Source organism: Thermophilibacter provencensis (assembly GCF_030372065.1).
In the GTDB taxonomy this organism is placed as follows: Bacteria; Actinomycetota; Coriobacteriia; order Coriobacteriales; family Atopobiaceae; genus Thermophilibacter; species Thermophilibacter provencensis_A.
This window is the reverse complement of sequence record NZ_JAUDEA010000016.1, coordinates 1-14,738: the sequence shown is the minus strand read 5'-3', so window position 1 is coordinate 14,738 and position 14,738 is coordinate 1. Positions and strand designations below refer to the sequence as shown.

General features: G+C 66.5%; 18 protein-coding genes. 14 read left to right on the top strand and 4 right to left on the bottom strand.

What is annotated here, in order from left to right:
* From QUW25_RS08665 to QUW25_RS08655, 3 genes are read right to left on the bottom strand one after another with little or no spacing between them, the layout of a single operon-like run.
* Positions 1-336, bottom strand: a complete 336-nt coding sequence (locus QUW25_RS08665) for a hypothetical protein (protein ID WP_289511811.1) — start codon at positions 334-336, stop codon at positions 1-3.
* Between the two features lie 59 nt (positions 337-395).
* Complete coding sequence (locus QUW25_RS08660) at positions 396-815, bottom strand: (deoxy)nucleoside triphosphate pyrophosphohydrolase (RefSeq protein WP_289511810.1); 420 nt, start codon at positions 813-815, stop codon at positions 396-398.
* A gap of 9 nt (positions 816-824) precedes the next feature.
* Positions 825-1,538 (bottom strand): acyl-[acyl-carrier-protein] thioesterase, encoded by a 714-nt coding sequence (locus QUW25_RS08655; protein WP_289511809.1) that lies wholly within the window; start codon positions 1,536-1,538, stop codon positions 825-827.
* A gap of 114 nt (positions 1,539-1,652) precedes the next feature.
* Between QUW25_RS08655 and QUW25_RS08650 the strand changes: the two genes are divergently transcribed.
* The 3 genes from QUW25_RS08650 to QUW25_RS08640 are packed head-to-tail and all read left to right on the top strand — an operon-like array spanning position 1,653 to position 3,721.
* The gene (locus tag QUW25_RS08650) at positions 1,653-2,708 is read left to right on the top strand and encodes a Gfo/Idh/MocA family protein (RefSeq protein ID WP_289511808.1); all 1,056 of its coding nucleotides are present in this window, start codon (positions 1,653-1,655) and stop codon (positions 2,706-2,708) included.
* Between the two features lie 3 nt (positions 2,709-2,711).
* A complete protein-coding gene (locus QUW25_RS08645; RefSeq protein ID WP_289511807.1) occupies positions 2,712-3,413 on the top strand; it encodes an AzlC family ABC transporter permease in 702 nt (233 codons plus the stop codon).
* A complete protein-coding gene (locus tag QUW25_RS08640) occupies positions 3,410-3,721 on the top strand; it encodes an AzlD domain-containing protein (RefSeq protein ID WP_289511806.1) in 312 nt (103 codons plus the stop codon). Before QUW25_RS08645 ends, QUW25_RS08640 begins: the two co-directional genes overlap by 4 nt.
* Before the next feature lie 12 nt (positions 3,722-3,733).
* On the opposite strand, the gene QUW25_RS08635 is transcribed toward QUW25_RS08640, so the two are convergent.
* On the bottom strand, positions 3,734-4,705 hold the full coding sequence (locus QUW25_RS08635) for a diacylglycerol/lipid kinase family protein (RefSeq protein WP_289511805.1): 972 nt from the start codon (positions 4,703-4,705) through the stop codon (positions 3,734-3,736).
* A 113-nt stretch (positions 4,706-4,818) separates the two neighbouring features.
* Here QUW25_RS08635 and rnd point away from each other — a divergent pair, with 113 nt between their 5' ends.
* The 11 genes from rnd to QUW25_RS08580 all read left to right on the top strand — a co-directional run bounded on the left by rnd (position 4,819) and on the right by QUW25_RS08580 (position 14,688).
* On the top strand, positions 4,819-5,949 hold the full coding sequence (gene rnd / locus QUW25_RS08630; RefSeq protein WP_289511804.1) for a ribonuclease D: 1,131 nt from the start codon (positions 4,819-4,821) through the stop codon (positions 5,947-5,949).
* 71 nt (positions 5,950-6,020) lie between these two features.
* Entirely contained in the window at positions 6,021-6,725 is a 705-nt protein-coding gene (locus QUW25_RS08625) for a zinc metallopeptidase (protein ID WP_289511803.1), read from the top strand.
* Entirely contained in the window at positions 6,725-8,068 is a 1,344-nt protein-coding gene (xseA, locus tag QUW25_RS08620; protein ID WP_289511802.1) for an exodeoxyribonuclease VII large subunit, read from the top strand. The genes QUW25_RS08625 and xseA overlap by 1 nt, the downstream gene beginning before the upstream one ends.
* A gap of 32 nt (positions 8,069-8,100) precedes the next feature.
* Positions 8,101-8,373, top strand: coding sequence for an exodeoxyribonuclease VII small subunit (xseB, locus tag QUW25_RS08615; RefSeq protein WP_289511801.1), 273 nt, complete (start codon positions 8,101-8,103; stop codon positions 8,371-8,373).
* A 28-nt stretch (positions 8,374-8,401) separates the two neighbouring features.
* The gene (locus QUW25_RS08610; protein ID WP_289511800.1) at positions 8,402-8,746 is read left to right on the top strand and encodes a histidine triad nucleotide-binding protein; all 345 of its coding nucleotides are present in this window, start codon (positions 8,402-8,404) and stop codon (positions 8,744-8,746) included.
* Positions 8,747-9,170: 424 nt separating this feature from the next.
* Positions 9,171-10,340, top strand: coding sequence for an acetate/propionate family kinase (locus QUW25_RS08605; RefSeq protein ID WP_289511799.1), 1,170 nt, complete (start codon positions 9,171-9,173; stop codon positions 10,338-10,340).
* A 330-nt stretch (positions 10,341-10,670) separates the two neighbouring features.
* Positions 10,671-11,633 carry a glutamate ABC transporter substrate-binding protein gene (locus tag QUW25_RS08600; protein WP_289511798.1) on the top strand — a complete coding sequence of 321 codons (963 nt, stop codon included), beginning with the start codon at positions 10,671-10,673 and terminating at the stop codon, positions 11,631-11,633.
* A 38-nt stretch (positions 11,634-11,671) separates the two neighbouring features.
* Positions 11,672-12,331, top strand: a complete 660-nt coding sequence (locus QUW25_RS08595) for an amino acid ABC transporter permease (RefSeq protein ID WP_289511797.1) — start codon at positions 11,672-11,674, stop codon at positions 12,329-12,331.
* Positions 12,328-13,158: an amino acid ABC transporter permease gene (locus QUW25_RS08590; protein WP_289511796.1), complete on the top strand. Its 831-nt coding sequence runs from the start codon at positions 12,328-12,330 to the stop codon at positions 13,156-13,158. Before QUW25_RS08595 ends, QUW25_RS08590 begins: the two co-directional genes overlap by 4 nt.
* A 13-nt stretch (positions 13,159-13,171) precedes the next feature.
* Complete coding sequence (locus tag QUW25_RS08585; RefSeq protein WP_289511795.1) at positions 13,172-13,945, top strand: amino acid ABC transporter ATP-binding protein; 774 nt, start codon at positions 13,172-13,174, stop codon at positions 13,943-13,945.
* 2 nt (positions 13,946-13,947) lie between these two features.
* Positions 13,948-14,688: a gamma-glutamyl-gamma-aminobutyrate hydrolase family protein gene (locus QUW25_RS08580; protein ID WP_289511794.1), complete on the top strand. Its 741-nt coding sequence runs from the start codon at positions 13,948-13,950 to the stop codon at positions 14,686-14,688.
* Positions 14,689-14,738: the final 50 nt, after the last annotated feature.

The following is a 14,738-nucleotide window of genomic DNA, read 5'->3' as shown; positions in this document are numbered from 1 at the left end:
CTAGCGGGCCGTCATGCCGCTGTTGAAGTAGTAGTCAAACTCGAGTCCAAAGTCATCGAGGTAGTCGTAGTCGTCGTACCCGTCGTATCCGTCGTGGTCGTAGTAGAGCTCGTAGCCGTTGCCGTGGTCGAGGGCATGGTCGTTCACCACGAGCTTGGAGACGGTGGAGACGCAGCTCGAGAGCCCCAGCGTCAGGATGACGAGAAGGGCGATGCCGCAGCCAAAGATGACGTAGGCGGCGTGGCCCGAGTTTGAGTTGTCGGGGCTCGTGGTGGCGCTCGCGCTCTCTATGACGGGGTCGACGACCTGAGGGGTCTCGTTGATCTCTTCGCTCATGGAGCTCCTTTCGTCTCAGTCCATCATAGCAAGCGCGCCGGACACGCGGGCGCGGCCCGCTAGAGGAGCTGGTCCGAGAACGCCTCGTCCCAGTAGTACGCAAGGCCGCGGAGAAGGTCCACGTCTGCCGGCAGCCACTCAACGTCAAAGAGCTCGTCTCGGGCGAGCCAGCGCAGCTCGGAGTGCACCTCCGGGTCGCAGCTGGGGTGCGCCTCGGGGTCGAGCCTCGTGATGTAGCAGTCCATCGTGAGGTGGAACTCCGGGTAGTCAAACTCAACGGTGTCGTAGAGCCACGCCGAGCGTACCTCGCACGAGAGCTCCTCGCCGATCTCCCTGCGAAGGGCCTCGACGGAGGACTCGCCCTCCTCGACCTTACCGCCGGGGAGCTCCCAGGCGCCGGCCTGGGATCCCGTTGAGCGCTGGGCGGCGAGCAGCCGTCCGTCCTGGTTGATGAGTGCGGCGGCAACATGGATGTTCATGGATTCCTCCTATGCCTGAAGCCTGACGATGGCGTACGTGGAGCCGCTCTCGTCGGAGAGCACGACGTCCCAGCCGCCCTCGCACGCAAAGGCGCGCGCGGCAACAACGTCGCCGAGAAGTGCCATCGAGCGATACTGGACCTGGATCCTCCCGAGCGGCGCCTCGTGCCCGAGGGACTCGAGGGCGTCGAGCGCAAGCCTCACGTACTGGGCGTTGTTCACGTGATGGTTGGTGTCGAGATAGCTCTGCGCCACCTTCACGCAGGGGGCCGCCTCGCCCTCTCCGCTCACGCGAATCCTACGGGCGAGGGGCGCCATGTCGAGGCGGGGCTCCTCGCTGAGGTAGACGCGCTGGTCGTCGGGAACGCGCGTGGCGTGCCCGCTCTCCACGTCAAAGACAAACCACTGGGAGTCGGCGCTCACGAGCGTTGCTCCGGAGGCTTCCTCGATCCGGAAGTTCCTGAGCGCGTGCGCGCGCGACATCTCGTAGCACCAGGTGGAGACGCGGATCTTCTCGCCAAAGCGCGGGAGGCGGGTCACCTCGATGGCCCAGTTTGCGAGCACCCAGGCAAGGCGGCGGTCGGTGAGGCTCCCTATGCCCTGGCCGAGCTCGGCGGACTGAAACGTGGAGCAGTCCTGCAGGTAGTTCATTGCCGAGACGAGCGAGAGCCGTCCGGCCTCGTCGCACTCGCTGTAGCGAACGCGTCCCTCGAAAGCGTACATATGACCCCCAGATCAAAGTGTCTTGCTACACCTTAGCAGCTTGTTGGGATGGGTGCGAGAATTGCGCACGGTGTAGAATTGGGCTTCACCGGCACGGGGAAGGGAGCAACGTCCATGCTCAGGTTTGCGACCATTGGCACGAGCGGCATATGCGAGCGCTTCTGCGATGCGCTGGCTCAGAGCGAGGGCGCCGAGCTTGTGGGGACCTACTCGCGCGATCTTGCCCGGGCGCGCTCCTTTGGCGAGCCGCGCGGAGCGTCGAGCTTCTTTGACAGCCTCGACGAGCTGGCGAGAAGCCCTGAGGTTGACGCCGTCTACGTGGCGAGTCCCAACGCCCTGCACGCGCCCCAGGCGCTCAAGATGATCGTGGGCGGCAAGCATGTGCTCGTGGAGAAGGCCTTTGCGTCCAACGAGCGCGAGGCCCGCGGGGTCTTTGACGCCGCCCGCGCGGCGGGCGTGGTTGCCCTGGAGGCCACGCGCAACCTCCACACGCCAACGTTTTCCGCCATCGAGAAGATCGTGGCCCATGAGCTGGGCCCCGTTCGCCTGGCAACCCTGCGCTTCTCCAAGGTCACCTCGCGCATGGGGCGCCTGTTGGCGGGCGAGCGCATCAACATCTTTGACCCGCGCATGTCCGCGGGCGCGCTCATGGACATTGGCGTCTACTGCGTGGAGCCCGCGATCGCGCTCTTTGGGAAGCCCGATGTCGTGCGCGCCCTCTCCGTCACGTCCGTCGTTCCCGGCTGCGCCCCGGATGACCCGTGCTCCGCCATTGACCTTGCCGGCGAGGCGCTCCTGGGCTATGGCGACAAGGTCGTGAGCCTCTCCTACGGCAAGACGAGCGACGACGTCCTGCCCTCGCAGGTGGAGGGCGAGCGGGCGACGCTCACCTGGGAGCCGACCTCCGGTCCCGTTGACCTCAGGCTCTACGAGCACGAGGACAAGGGCCAGGTGTTTCGCGTGGAGAGCGCCCGGGGAAGGCGCCTTGAGGTTCCCATGCCGGAAAACGACATGGTCTGCGAGATCGACGACTTTGTGGCCGCCGTGCTGGGAGACGAGCGCGCCCTTGCCGCCCGCGAGCGCTTTGAGCGCGTCACGCTCGACTCGCTTGCCGTGATGGACCAGATCCGCTCGCAGGCGGGCGTGCGCTTCCCGGCGGACCTCGGCTAGCCCATGGGCCTTCGCGATGACGTTCGCGCCGCCCTCCCGGTGGCGCTCCCCATCATGCTCGGCTACGTTGCCATAGGCATCCCCTGTGGCGTCATGGCGGCGGAGGTGGGCGTCTCCCCGGCGGCTGCGTTTCTCCTCTCCGCGACGTTCTACTCGGGTGCGGGGCAGTTCATGATGGCCTCGCTCGCGCTTGCGGGGACGCCCGTTGTCTCCATGATCGCGAGCGTGGCACTCGTGAGCACGCGCCAGCTGCTCTACTCGGCCGCGCTCTCCCCGTATGCCTCTCGCGCGCCCAAGCCGCTCGCGCTCCTCTTTGCGGCCACGGTGACCGACGAGAGCTTTGGCGTCAACCTCGAGTGCTTTGCCTCGGCGGGGGAGTGGGACGTCTCGCGCGCCACGGCGGTGAACGTTACGAGCATGCTCTCCTGGGCCGCGGCCAACGCGCTCGGCGCCGCCGTGGGGCCGGCGCTCGCCATCCCCACGGCCGTGATGTCGTTTGCGATGACGTCCATCTTCGTGTGCCTGCTCGCGGGGCAGCGCTGGGACCGCGTCACCGCGGTCGTTGCCGTCGCGTCGGTCGCGGGCGTGGTCGCGCTCAAGGCGCTGGGCGCGGGATCGCTTGCGGTCCTTCTTGGTGCGCTCATCGGCGTTGCGGCCGGGCTCGTTGCGGGCGCGGTGCGCAGGGGGCGGGGAGGGGAGCGATGAGCCAGGGCGAGTTCCTCGTGTTCTACCTGAGCGTGCTCGCGGTCATCCTGGTCTGCCGGTGCGTCCCGCTCTTTGCGCTCAAGGGCCGCGAGCTCTCGCCGCGGGTGAGCGAGGCCCTCGGCCTCATCCCCGTGGCCGCCTTTGCGGCGCTCGTTGCCAACGACCTCTTTGACCCGGTCGCAGGGATATCGGTGCCCGCGCTTCTCGCTGCGGCGCTCGTGGTTGCGGTGGCCAGAAAGACCGGCTCGCTCATCTGGTGCGCCCTCGCGGGCATGGTTGCCTATGCGCTGCTGGGCCTCGTGATATAGGGCCTGCGGGCGTTACTTTGGGTAGGCGATGACGTCGGAGTCCCCAAAGCGGGAGGGGGCGTCGTCCGTGCCTCCGTAGGGGCTCATGGCGTCCACGACGAGACGAACGGCGCGCGGCAGGACGCGGGCCTCGTAGGAGCGCACGAGCCCGCTCACGACCTCGCCATCAACCTCGATGGGAACGGGGTGCGAGCACTCAACGCGGATCTTGCGGCCCGAGAAGCTCTCAAGGTGGGGCCGGCCCATCGCCTTGCCGCTTCGGTCAACGAGCCCAAAGGCGAGGGGCTTGAGCAGCTGGGCGGCGTCTGAGGTCTCAACCATGATGACGTCGAGCATGCCGTCGTCCATGCGGCAGTTGGGAACGAGCTGGATGTCCCCCTGGATCATGGCGTTGTTTGCCACAAGGCAGGTGATGCCGTCGCGCTCGTAGGTGCGGCCGTCAACGGTGATGCTGAAGTGCTCGACCTCGGGGCGGGGGTTGGCAAGCGCCGCGGCAAAGTAGGCGGCTTGGCCCATGATGGCCTTGTTGGGGAGCGCGGCCTGCATGAGCTGGGCGTCAAAGCCCGTGCCGGACATGAGGCCAAAGCCTCGGACCACGTGGTTGCCGCCCTCGTCCGTCCAGGAAATCTCTCCGAGGTCGAGCTCGGCCGTCCTTCCCTTGCGACAGGCGCGCGCAAGAGCGGAGGGCTCGGGCGCGTTGCCGATGTTGGCGCACAGGAGGTTTGCGGTTCCCGAGGGAAACACGCAGGCGGGCACGTCTCGCCCGCGAAGCTCGTAGAGCAGCGCCGCCACGGTGCCGTCCCCGCCGGAGACGACGACAAGGTCAAAGTCCTCCGCGTCCGCACAGGCCTCGCGCGCGATAAAGCCCCCCGCGAGGATTCTGAGGACGCACTCGTCGCCGCCGCGCACGAGGGCGCGCGCAAACTGGAAGACGGCATCGGAGCCAAAGCCCGACTTTGGATTGTGGATGATGAGCGTGCGCACGGCTTTCCTCCCCATAAGAAGCGATGCGACAGTTTTTGTATCATAGGGTGCCGTCGGCCTTGGCCGTCGTTCCAAAAGTGTACCCAATCACCGCATGAGAGAATCGAGCGTCTTTGTACCTCTCAACCCAGGACGAGCTCATCGCTTTCTGCGAGCGCGCCGCAACATCCAAGGTCCTTGCCGTCGACACGGAGTTTCTCCGCGAGAGGACCTTCTTCCCCAAGCTCTGCCTCGTGCAGGTTGCCGCCGGCAACGACATCGCCGCCATCGACCCCATCTCGATCGAGGACCTCTCGCCGCTCGCCGCGCTTCTCGAGAGCCCCTCCATCACCAAGGTCTTCCATGCCTGCACGCAGGACCTCGAGGTTCTCTACGACGGCATGGGCGTGATGTGCGCCCCCGTCTTTGACACGCAGCTCGTTGCGGCGTTTCTCGGCATGCGCCAGCAGGTCAGCTACGGCTCGCTCGTCGAGGCGTACTGCGGGGTCCACCTCGCCAAGGCGGAGTCGCTCACGGACTGGTCGCGGCGCCCGCTCGACCCCGAGCAGCTCACCTACGCCGAGGATGACGTTCGCTATCTCCCGGGCATCTACGACCAGATGATGTCCGCGCTCATCGAGAAGGACCGCCTCTCGTGGGTGAAGCCCGAGATGGAGCGCCTCTGCGACGCCTCTCGCATCTGTCGCGACCCGAGGGATGCCTACCAGCGCCTCAAGCGGGCGAGCTCCCTTACGCGACGCCAGCTCGCCATAGCCCGCGAGGTGTGCGCATGGCGCGAGGGCGTGGCCGCGGAGCGCGACATCCCGCGCAAGTGGGTCATGTCTGACGAGGTCATCGTCGAGGTCTGCAAGCGCGCGCCCTCGAGCCCTGAGCGCCTGCGCCGCATCCGCAACACCGAGCAGCTCTCCGAGGGGGACGCTCGCTCGCTCGTCGAGGCCGTCTCCCGTGGTGCCTCGTGTCCGGCGGAGGAGTGCCCCAAGATGGCCAGGCACGCCCGCCCCTCCGCGGAGGCCGAGGGCGTGGTCGACCTCATGTACGCCGTGCTGAGGCTCGTCTCCGAGAAGAGCGGCGTTGCCACCCAGCTCATCGCCACGCGTGACGACCTGCTCGAGTTCCTCCAGGACCGAGGGAGCTCGCGTCTTGCCTCCGGGTGGCGCTGGGAGCTTGCGGGGCGCACGCTCGCGCAGCTGCTCTCCGGCGAGGTGGGCCTCACCGTCAAGTCCGGTCGGATCGAGCTGCTGTAGCGCGCGCCCGCGCGAATTGTTGTCCGGCCCTCCGGGTAGAATGAGTCTCAACCTCTAGGATTGGAGACGGGATGCCTTTCTACTATGGCTTTGGCTACGGGATGGACATGGGCTACCTCATGGTCGCGCTCTTCGCCCTGATCATTGGCGGAGCGGCCCAGGCCTATATCAGGAGCACGTACAACAAGTGGTCCAAGGTGCGCGCCGGCATTCCCGGCACCGGGGCGGACGTCGCCCGTGCCATGCTCGAGCAGGGCGGCGCCGAGGGCGTGGGCATCACGCGCACGCCGGGCAGCCTGACCGACCACTACGACCCTCGGGACAACCGCCTGCACCTCTCGGATGACAACTACCGCGGCGCCTCCGTCGCCTCGGTTGCCGTTGCCTGCCACGAGGCTGGCCATGCCATCCAGGCGGCCCAGGGCTACGGCTTCTACCGGCTGCGCACGGCGCTCGTCCCCGTGGTCAACATCGCCCAGCAGGGGTGGGTCGTCGTTCTTCTCATGGGCGTCTTCCTCAACATGTTTGGCCTCGTCAAGCTCGCCATTGCCCTCTTCGCCATAGCGGTGGCGTTCCAGCTCGTGACGCTTCCGGTGGAGATTGACGCCTCGCGCCGCGCGGTGGCCTACCTCTCCGCGTATGGATCGGGCCTTGACGAGAAGGGCGCCCGCTCGGTGCTCACCGCTGCCGCCCTTACCTACGTTGCGGCGGCGCTCACCTCCATCATGCAGCTGCTCTACCTTCTTGGCCGCTACGGCAGCAGGGGTGACGAGTGATGGCCGAGAAGGGCGAGGGGCAGGCTCCGCTCTCCGTCTCGGACGCCGTCGCGCTCGCCAAGGGCGCGGTCTCCGCGTGGCCCACGCTCGTGGTGAACGGCGAGGTCTCGGGCTTTCGCGGCCCCAACGCCCGCTCCGGCCACTGCTACTTTGAGGTCAAGGACGATGGCGCCTCGATGAGCGTCATCGTGTGGCGCGGCACGGCGGCGAAGATGGGCTTTGAGCTTCGCGACGGCCTCGCGGTGCAGCTCACGGGCAAGTTTGATATCTACAAGGCCTCCGGCAAGCTCTCCTTTGTGGCGAGCAAGGTGGAGGCGGCGGGCGAGGGCCTCCTTCGGCAGCAGGTGGCGGAGCTCGCGCGCGCCCTCGAGCGCGAGGGTCTCATGGACCCCGCGCGCAAGCGCCACGTGCCCGTGTTCTGCTCGCGCGTCTGCGTGGTGACGTCGCTTTCCGGCAGCGTCATCGAGGACGTCAAGCGCACGCTCGCGCGCCGCAACCCGCTCGTTGAGATTGACGTGGTGGGCTGCTCGGTGCAGGGCGCGGACGCCCCGGCAACGATCATCCGCGCGCTCGGCACCGCCGCCGCATCGCGGCCCGACGCCATCCTGCTCGTGCGTGGCGGCGGCTCCTTCGAGGACCTCATGTGCTTCAACGACGAGGGTCTCGCTCGGGCCATCGCCGCATGCCCCGTGCCCGTGGTGACGGGCATTGGACACGAGCCGGACACCACCATCGCGGACATGGTCGCTGACCGGCGCGCCTCAACGCCCACCGCGGCGGCCGAGTCCGTGGCGCCCGCGATCGACGAGGTCGAGCGACAGATGCTGCAGCGCCAGGTTCGTCTTGGCCGTGCCATGTCCGCCGCGCTCGAGGTGCGCGCGCAGCGCGTGGACGCGCTTGCAAAGCTTGCGAGAAGCACCGTGGAGTCCGAGCTCTCCCGTCGCCGCGTTGCGCTCGACGCGCTCGGCGCGAGAAGGTGCCTCGTCGACCCGCTGGCCCCGCTGCACGACCGCATAAGTGACCTCGCGCAGACCGAGGAGCGCCTGCACGACGCCATCCCGCGCTCCCTTGCTCGCGAGGAGCAGGGCGTATCGCGCGTCGCCTCGCGCCTCGTCGAGCTCGCGCCGCGGCTCACGAGGCCGGCCGAGTCAACGCTCGCGCGCCTGGCCGCCTCGCTTGACGCGCTCTCTCCGCTCTCGGTGCTCGCGCGCGGCTACGCCATCGCGCGCGACGGCGCCGGGCACGTGGTGAAGGACGCCTCCGAGCTTGCTGCGGGTGACGAGGTGCGCGTGCTTCTGGGCGCGGGCTCATTTGAGGCCACGGTGACCAACGTTTGCGACTGACAGGGCCTTGGGCCCGGAAAGGTGAGAAGATCATGGCAGAGACCACCTATCGCCCCATTGACGAGATGACGTTCAAGGAGGCCTCCGTAGAGCTCGAGCAGATCGTGCGCGCCCTCGAGTCCGGCGAGCTCGAGCTCGAGGAGTCGCTTGAGCGCTACGGCCGCGGCGTCGAGCTGCTGAAGAGCCTGCGCGAGCGCCTGTCCACGGCCGAGCAGAAGGTGCGCGTCCTTCTCGACGCCACCAACGAGGACGCCCCGGTGACGGACACCGTCTCCGCACCGAGCACGGCCTACATCAACGAGTAACGTCACGCGCCGCGAGAAAGGAACGCACATGTCCGACTGCATCTTCTGCAAGATTGCCAACGGCGAGATTCCGAGCGAGTTTCTCTTTGAGGACGAGAACGTCGTCGCCTTCCGCGACCTCAACCCGCAGGCACCCGTCCACGTGCTTGTGGTTCCCAAGGCACACCACGAGAACTTTGTGGACAACGTTCCCGCCGAGACGCTCGCCTCGATGGAGGCCGCCGTGCGCGCCGTCGCCGAGAAGTGCGGCATCGCCGAGACGGGCTTCCGCTGCATCATGAACACGGGCACCGCCGCCGGCCAGACCGTCATGCACCTGCACATGCACGTCCTCGGTGGCAAGCCGCTCGGCGAGGGTCTCATCCCGGCGTAGGGTCTCGGCCGCGCGAGCGCCCTGCCCTGGCAGCGGCCGGCTTCTGTGACGTGCACGGTTTTGCCTGGTTTTGGGTTTTCCCGCCTGGCGTGTCACGCAACTATTGCGCCGCTGCAGCAAACGTCTGGTTTTGGGCAACAAGTTTTATATCCAGGAGCGAGAAGGACCTCACAACAGGTTCTTCTCGCCCCGTTTTTCACCGTTTGGGCCGGTTTTGGGTGGAGCTTCCGCCGCTCGGACGTCCGAGCATCAAATGTTTTGCCCAAAACCGGAGGGTGGCAGTACGAGGCAGCAACCCGCGCGAACGCCCGCAGCGCCGCTCGCTCTCCGTTTGTCGACGTCGCACCCAAAACGGCTCGTTCGGGCGTATCATAGCCATGTCTGTGGGAAGAGAGAGTGGGGGAGTCCCCGCGAAGGGAGAGTCATGAACGTTCTGGTCATCAACGCCGGCAGCTCGTCGCTCAAGTACCAGCTTCTCGACGTTGACACGCGCGAGGTCTATGCCAAGGGCAACTGCGAGCGCATTGGCATCGACGGCTCGTTCGTCGGTCACGAGGAGATGGGCGGCGAGAAGCAGAAGCTCGAGGTCGCGCTTCCTGACCACAAGACCGCCATCAAGTACGTCTTTGACATCCTGAAGACCGTCGACAAGCCCATCGGCGGCATTGGCCACCGCGTGGTCCAGGGCGGCTGGTACTTCCCCGAGTCCGCGATCGTCACCGACGAGACGCTCGCCCAGGTCCGCGAGGTCGCCCCGCTGGCGCCGCTGCACAACTACGCCGAGGCCGACGTCATCGAGATCTGCCGTGACATGTTCCCCGAGCTCGGCAACGTCATCGTGCCCGACACCTCGTTCCACTACCACATGCCCGAGCACGCCTGGCGCTACGCCATCCCGCGCGACGTCGCCGACACCTATCACGTCCGCAAGTACGGCGCCCACGGCACGAGCCACCGCTTCATCTGGCGCACGGTCCACGAGATGATGGGCGACAAGACCCACAAGCTTGTGAGCTGCCACCTCGGCTCCGGCGCGTCCCTCTGCGCCATCCAGGACGGCAAGTGCATGGACACCACCATGGGCCTCACGCCGCTCGACGGCCTCATCATGGGCACCCGCTGCGGCACGCTCGACCCGGCGACGGTCTTCTACCTCAGCCGCGAGGCGCACATGAGCATCGACGAGATCGACACGATGATGAACAAGAAGTCCGGTCTTCTCGCCGTGTCCGAGGTCTCGTCCGACTCCCGTGACATCGAGGCCGGTGCCGCCGAGGGCGACGAGAAGTGCCAGCTTGCCCTCGACATGTTCAACTACCGCGTCTCCCAGCTCTTTGCCGAGATGGCTGCCTCCATGCAGGGCGTGGACACCATGGTCTTCACCGCGGGCATCGGCGAGAACGCGCCCGAGATCCGCGCTGACATCTGCAAGCTCCTCGGCTGGATGGGCGTCAAGATCGACGCCGAGAAGAACGCGCCGCGCTCCGACGAGCCGCGCGTGATCTCCACGCCGGACTCCGCGATCACCGTGATGGTGGTCCCCACCAACGAGGAGTACATGATCGCCCTCGACGTCGAGGAGCTGCTCGGCTAACTGCTCCCCGATAGCCTCTTCGAGCCCGGTCGCCACCTTCGGCGTCCGGGCTTTTGCGTTCCGGTTCCCCTCGTCGCCCTCTTTCCTTCTCGCCGAGTGTACGAAAGTCAGCGTGAGTTTCTCCGCCGCGCCTGCGGATCCTTCTCGCCAACTGGGGAAACGCTGGGTAAATGAGCTGAGTTACAATGATAAAACTCAGACTTTCGTACACTCGGCGAGGAGAGGGTGGAGCAGGCGCCGCTACATGGCGCCGTCGCGGGAGGTTTAATTCCTAGCGCAGCGGGTACAATTAGGGAACGTGTACGGGACCCCAGGGAAAGGAAGCCCCACATGACCATTGCAAACCTCAATCTCACGCGCCGCCAGGCACTCGGCCTGGGCGTTGCCGCGCTTTCCGCCTTTGGCCTTGCCGCTTGCGACGATGCACCCGCCCCCGAGGGCTCGGGCGGGGAGACCCCGGAGGAGGCGCAGCTTGACGCCGAGGCCTATGACGCCCTTCTCGCCACTGGCCCCGTGGCGGCAGATGACGAGATTGCTGCCTCCGCGTGGGCCACCAAGGTGCGCGACGCCGGCACCCTGCGCGTGGGCGGCGTCCAGACGTCGCTGCTCTTCAGCCTCCTCAACGAGAAGGACGGTGCCACGCGCGGCTTTGACGCCGGCCTCTTCCAGCTGCTTGCCCGCTACATCCTTGGTGACGAGAATGCCTACGAGCTCACGCAGGTCACCTCCAACACCCGCGAGTCCGTCCTACAGAATGACTCCGTGGACGCGGTCTTTGCCACCTACTCGATCAACGACGACCGCAAGAAGGTCATCTCCTTTGCCGGGCCGTACTACACCACGCAGCAGTCCATCCTCGTGATGGCGGACAACTCAGACATCAACTCCCTCGAGGACCTTGCGGGCAGAAACGTTGCCGCACAGTCGGGCTCCACCGGCCCGAGCATCCTGGAGGAGTACGCCCCCGAGGCGCTCATTCAGGAGTTTGCCACTGACGAGGAGGCCAGAAGCGCCCTTGAGCAGGGACGCGTTGACGCCTACGTGATCGACACCGCCATGCAGATGGGCAACATGACCCGCAATCCCGGGCGCTATCGCCTTGCGGGCGAGGAATTTGGCCCGGTTGACGCCTACGGCATTGGCCTGCCGCTCGATTCCGATGGCGTGGACTTCGTGAACGCGTGGCTCCAGCGCATCGAGGACGAGGGCCTTTGGGCCGAGCTCTGGCAGCTCTGCATCGGCGACCGCGCCGGCGTTGAGACTGTCCCCAACCCGCCCGCCATCGGCGCATGATGAAAAGTGGCCGTCACTTTTCACCATGAGGAGGTGTGATGGGGCTTTCTGAGCTGCTCTCAACGTATGGCGACAAGTACCTGCAGGGGCTTCTCGCCACCTGGTCGATGACGGCGGTGTCGTTTGTCTTCGTGATGGCGCTTGCCGTGCTCGTCACGGTGGCGCGAGTCTCGCCGTATGGGCCGCTTCGTCTGGTGGGCGACCTCTACGTGCAAGTCTTTCGCAACATCCCCGGCGTGGCGCTGCTCATCATCATTGCCTACGCCCTTCCGGAGCTGCGCATCGTGCTCGACTGGCGCACCTGCGTCATCGTGACCACCGTCCTTCTGGGCTCTGCGTTTGGCTCCGAGAACTTCATGAGCGGCATCAACACCATCAGCGTGGGGCAGATCGAGGCGGCGCGCTCAATCGGCCTTTCCTTCACGCAGATCGTTCGCAAGATCGTGATCCCCCAGGCACTGAGAACCACGGTGCTCCCCATGACCAACCTGCTCATCGCCGTCATGCTCACTACTGCCCTGGGCTCTCAGGTGCCGCTCAACCCGCAGGAGCTCACTGGTGTGGTCTCCTACGTCAACACGCGCGCGACGGGAGGCGTTCTGGCGTTTCTCGTCTCGGCCCTTGGCTACGCGCTCAGCGCCCTGGCCATCTCGTTTGTGGGCAACCGCCTTGACAAGAGGGTGAGGATTCTCCGATGAGCAGCCCAACTCCTACGCTCTCCATGCGCGACGCCCTCTACGAAACGCCCGGGCCTCGCACCCGCCGCAGGGTGCGCATTGGCACCGCAATCACGGCCGTCGTCGTGCTTCTTGGCATCGCGGCCGTTGTCCGGCAATTCTACGTGACGGGGCAGCTCGCCCCGCGCTACTGGTCGCTCTTCCTGCAGTGGACCACGTGGCGCTTCCTGGGGCAGGGGCTTCTCGGCACCGTTTCCGTGGCCCTCACGGCAGGCGCCATATCGCTCGTGCTGGGATTGCTCCTTATGCTCGGCCGCACGAGCGGCGTCCGCCCGCTTGCCGCGCTCTGTCGCGTGGTCACGGACTTCTTCCGTGGCGTCCCGAGCCTGCTTCTCATCTATTTCCTCTTCTTTGTGCCGGCTCAGCTGGGGGTCAAGATGCCCCCGTTCTGGATGCTCACGCTGCCGGTTGCGCTTGCGGCGGCGGGGGTTCTCGCGGAGGTCTTTCGCGCGGGCGTGAACGCCGTGCCCAAGGGGCAGGTGGAGGCGGCGCTCTCCATTGGCCTCTCGCCGGCGCAGACCATGCGTAAGATCGTGCTGCCCCAGGCGGTGCGCTACGTCATACCCTCGCTCATCGCTCAGCTCGTCGTGGTGGTCAAGGACACCACGGTTGCCTACGTGGTGAGCTTTCCCGACCTCATGCAGAACGCGCGCGTCCTCATCACGAGCTACGACGCGCTCGTCTCAATGTACCTCGTAATCGCGCTCGTCTACATCCTCATCAACTTTGCCATCAACAAGGCGGCGGTCTACGTCTCGCGCAGGACCGGCGCCAAGATCATCCGCTAGGGAACGGAGAACCATGTCCAAGACAGACACCGTCGAGAAGAGCGGGCGGGACGTTCCCGTGATCGAGCTTCGCCACGTGGACAAGCACTACGGCAACCTGCACGTCCTGCGCGACATCAACCTCAAGGTCGAGAAGGGCGAGGTCGTTGTGGTCATTGGGCCCTCGGGCTCCGGCAAGTCCACGATGTGCCGCACCATCAACCGCCTGGAGACCATCGACTCCGGTGAGATTCTCATCGAGGGCGAGCCGCTGCCGCAGGAGGGACGCGACCTCACGCGCATGCGCGCCGAGCTGGGCATGGTCTTCCAGCAGTTCAACCTCTTCGCGCACCTGAGCATCCTCGACAACGTGACGCTTGGCCCGCGCGAGGTGCTGGGCCTCTCCAAGGAAGAGGCAGAGGCGCGCGCAATGGAGCTTCTCGAGCGCGTGGGTGTGGGCGAGCAGGCCAACAAGGTTCCCGCGCAGCTCTCGGGCGGCCAGCAGCAGCGTGCCGCCATCGCGCGCTCCCTTGCCATGCGCCCCAAGGCGATGATGTTCGACGAGCCCACGAGCGCGCTCGATCCCGAGATGATCAACGAGGTTCTCGATGTCATGGTGGAGCTCGCACGCGGCGGCATGACCATGGTCGTGGTGACGCACGAGATGGGATTTGCGCGCCGCGTGGCGAGCCGCGTCATCTTCATGGCCGAGGGCCAGATCGTGGAAGAGGGCTCTCCGGACGAGTTCTTCGACCATCCCAAGACGCAGCGTGCGCGCGATTTTCTCGACTCCATCAGGGGGCACTAGCCATGGCGAGAAGACCGGTCGTCCTCGTTGCCCCGCGCTGGATGCCCGAGTCCATGCGCGGGGAGGAGCGCGTGGCCCCGCTGGAGGCGATTGCGGACTGCTTTGTGGACGCGATACTTGCCGCCGGTGGCCTGCCGCTCATGATGGCGATCACCACCGACGAGGATGTGATCGATGCCTACGTTGACATGGCCGACGGCGTTGCCGTGCCGGGCGGGCCGGACGTCAATCCCGCGCGATGGGGGAGCACCATACCGTATGACCCCGCCCTTCTCTGCGAGCAGCGCGACGCCTTTGAGTTCCCGCTCGTGCGACGCGCCCTTGAGCGGGACGTACCGCTCTTCACCACCTGCAGGGGGACGCAGCTGCTCAACGTGGCTCTTGGCGGGACGCTCTGCGTGGACGTGCCAAGCCTGGGCGCGCGTGAGGGCATGGTGCAGTGGCGCCACGTGGGAATCCTCAACGGCCCCGCGCATCCCATCGAGGTGGAGGAGGGGTCGCTCCTGCAGCGCGCTCTCGGCGGTGCCCGTACCGCGCAGGTGAACTCTGCGCACCACTGCTGCGTGAGCGCCCTCGGCGAGGGCGTTCGCCTGGTCGCGCGCGCCACCGACGGGGTCCCGGAGGCCATCGAGGTGCCCGAGCGACGCTTCTGCCTGGGCGTCCAGTGGCACCCGGAGTACACCTGGGGTCAGCTTGAGACGGACTTCAACCTCTGGCGTTCCTTCGTCAACGCGTGTCGCTAGCGGGCCCGGGGCGGCGATGGCGGGGGGCGACCTGACAGGGGTGATGACAA

Excerpts from the sequence above, each read along its gene's own strand:
- QUW25_RS08665 (WP_289511811.1), bottom strand. The coding sequence starts at position 336 with ATGAGCGAAGAGATCAACGAGACCCCTCAGGTCGTCGACCCCGTCATA.
- QUW25_RS08660 (WP_289511810.1), bottom strand. The coding sequence starts at position 815 with ATGAACATCCATGTTGCCGCCGCACTCATCAACCAGGACGGACGGCTG.
- QUW25_RS08655 (WP_289511809.1), bottom strand. The coding sequence starts at position 1,538 with ATGTACGCTTTCGAGGGACGCGTTCGCTACAGCGAGTGCGACGAGGCC.
- QUW25_RS08650 (WP_289511808.1), top strand. The coding sequence starts at position 1,653 with ATGCTCAGGTTTGCGACCATTGGCACGAGCGGCATATGCGAGCGCTTC.
- QUW25_RS08645 (WP_289511807.1), top strand. The coding sequence starts at position 2,712 with ATGGGCCTTCGCGATGACGTTCGCGCCGCCCTCCCGGTGGCGCTCCCC.
- QUW25_RS08640 (WP_289511806.1), top strand. The coding sequence starts at position 3,410 with ATGAGCCAGGGCGAGTTCCTCGTGTTCTACCTGAGCGTGCTCGCGGTC.
- QUW25_RS08625 (WP_289511803.1), top strand. The coding sequence starts at position 6,021 with ATGCCTTTCTACTATGGCTTTGGCTACGGGATGGACATGGGCTACCTC.
- xseA (WP_289511802.1), top strand. The coding sequence starts at position 6,725 with ATGGCCGAGAAGGGCGAGGGGCAGGCTCCGCTCTCCGTCTCGGACGCC.
- xseB (WP_289511801.1), top strand. The coding sequence starts at position 8,101 with ATGGCAGAGACCACCTATCGCCCCATTGACGAGATGACGTTCAAGGAG.
- QUW25_RS08610 (WP_289511800.1), top strand. The coding sequence starts at position 8,402 with ATGTCCGACTGCATCTTCTGCAAGATTGCCAACGGCGAGATTCCGAGC.
- QUW25_RS08605 (WP_289511799.1), top strand. The coding sequence starts at position 9,171 with ATGAACGTTCTGGTCATCAACGCCGGCAGCTCGTCGCTCAAGTACCAG.
- QUW25_RS08600 (WP_289511798.1), top strand. The coding sequence starts at position 10,671 with ATGACCATTGCAAACCTCAATCTCACGCGCCGCCAGGCACTCGGCCTG.
- QUW25_RS08595 (WP_289511797.1), top strand. The coding sequence starts at position 11,672 with ATGGGGCTTTCTGAGCTGCTCTCAACGTATGGCGACAAGTACCTGCAG.
- QUW25_RS08590 (WP_289511796.1), top strand. The coding sequence starts at position 12,328 with ATGAGCAGCCCAACTCCTACGCTCTCCATGCGCGACGCCCTCTACGAA.
- QUW25_RS08585 (WP_289511795.1), top strand. The coding sequence starts at position 13,172 with ATGTCCAAGACAGACACCGTCGAGAAGAGCGGGCGGGACGTTCCCGTG.
- QUW25_RS08580 (WP_289511794.1), top strand. The coding sequence starts at position 13,948 with ATGGCGAGAAGACCGGTCGTCCTCGTTGCCCCGCGCTGGATGCCCGAG.